At 75.0% G+C, this 1,887-nt stretch carries 1 protein-coding gene and 1 pseudogene; one reads left to right on the forward strand and one right to left on the reverse strand.

Annotated elements, in window-relative coordinates:
• Nucleotides 1-286, forward strand: a pseudogene (locus tag PKY62_RS13220) (dihydrofolate synthase); the annotation flags it as partial.
• A 47-nt stretch (nt 287-333) separates the two neighbouring features.
• Here PKY62_RS13220 and PKY62_RS13225 read toward each other — a convergent pair.
• Nucleotides 334-1,887, reverse strand: a 1,554-nt coding sequence (locus tag PKY62_RS13225; protein WP_324537711.1) for a LuxR C-terminal-related transcriptional regulator, incomplete at its 5' end; no start/stop codon positions are given.

Below are 1,887 nucleotides of genomic sequence, written 5' to 3' on the forward strand. Positions count from 1 at the left end.
CAAGGATGCCGTCGGGGTCCTCGAGGCGCTCGAGCCGGTGCTCGACGAGGTCGTCATCACTCGCACGACCTCTCCACGGGCCATGTCACCCCGACGGCTCGGGGAGCTGGCCGTCGAGGTGTTCGGCGACCAGCGGGTGACCGTGGTCGACGAGCTGCCCGACGCGCTCGACCAGGCCGCCGGGATGGCGGATGCCGATGGCGGTGTCAGCGGGGGAGTGCTCGCCACCGGGTCGGTCGTCACCGCGGCCGAGGTGCGGATGCTGCTCGGCACCACCGCCGTCTGACCCCGTCTCCCTGCCGTAGGGGTCGTAGGGCTCGTGGGGCGGCGGCGTCAGGGCGGGGGGCTCTCGTGGTGCTGGGCGAGCCGGGCCAGCTCGACGCGGTTGGCCGTGCCGGTCTTGCGCAGGAGGTTCGACACGTGCGAGCTCACGGTCTTCTCGCTGAGGAAGAGGGCGCGCGCGATCTCGCCGTAGGTGCGGCCCGCCACGACGTGCTCGAGGATCTCGGCCTCACGGGGGGTGATGCCGAAGGGGCGGCCGGCCGCACCCACACCGGTCGCCGGCCCCGAGGGCGTCACCTGCCCCAACGGGATCCTCGCCGCCCGGGCGAGGTCGGCGGTCTCCCGGAGCACGGGTTCGGCCCGCAGGCGTGAGGCCACCGCGTGGGCGCGCCGCAGGATGGCTGCCGCCTCCTCGCGGGTCCCCTGACCACGGACGAGCCGTGACTCGCCGGCCCGGAACGCGGCATACGCCTCGTCCCACGGCAGGATCCCCTCGAGAAGGTCGGCGGCAGCGGTCCACCGAGCGGCCTCGTCGGGGGACCGCCGACACCGCGCCACCTCCGCCGCATAGACGGCGTCGAGCCCCTCGAGCTGCCGCGTGTAGAAGGGGGAGTCGAAGAAGGCGCCGTCCCGGATGACCCGGGGGAAGCGGGCCACGAGATCGTCGAGGCGCGCCAGCACGTCGTCGAGTGGTTCGCCGCGGTCCCGGGCACCGTCGGCCAGGTCGGCCAGGCCGCGGGCGGCCAGGGGCATGAGCCACTCGCACCGCGTAGGCGGCACCCCGGCCGCCGTCGCACCAGCCCAGGCGGCGTCCACGGCACCCGAGGGGTCCCCACCTGTGAGGCGGGTCATGGCCCGCACAGCGTCGAACTCGAAGGCGAGGAAGTCGGTGGTGTCGGCGAAGAGCTCCTCGGCCCGGGCCAGGTGCGACTCCGCCTCGGCCTGCCGGCCCTGCAGCACCGCCAGGCGTGTTGCGGCCAGGCGCGTCATGACGTCGGGGCCGGCGCCGGGGTCCGAGCCGAGCGCGACCCGCAGCCGGTCCGTGCACTCCTCCCAGTGGCCGACGTCGAGCCACGCCCCCGCCTCGGCGGCCGACATCCACGCGACGTACGGGTGGGGGGCGCCCAGCTCCTCGAGCGACTCGCGCCTCTTCTGGAGCAGCTGGGGGTAGGCCGGCTCGACGTTGCTCGCGGTCCCGTTCGCCTCCCACAGGGCCGCGTGCACGAAGCCCCACCAGTCTCGGGCCTCGGTCGCCGCCGCCACCCCGCGGGCGGCGAGCTCGGGACCGCCACTCTCGCCACGGAACACGGTGCTCATGGCAGCGGCCGCGTACGCGTAGGCGAGGGCGGCGGGGTCACCGACGGCGACCGCAGTCTCCAGGGCCGCGCGTGACACGTCGTGCGCATCAGGAGCCTCGTGCCAGAGCGAGGCGTGCGCCAGCTCGGCCAGGGCGTAGGCGTGCTCGCGCGAGGTGGGGTCGTGCTCCGACAGGGCCACCGCCCGCCGAGCTGGGTCGAGCCGCAAGAAGCCGCGGCCGGTCGAGAACCGCAGGTGCTCGCGCCGGACGAGCAGCTCGGCCACGAGCAAGGGCCTCTCGGCCGCGTC

This window comes from Actinotalea sp. (assembly GCF_035443605.1).
GTDB lineage: Bacteria > Actinomycetota > Actinomycetes > Actinomycetales > Cellulomonadaceae > Actinotalea.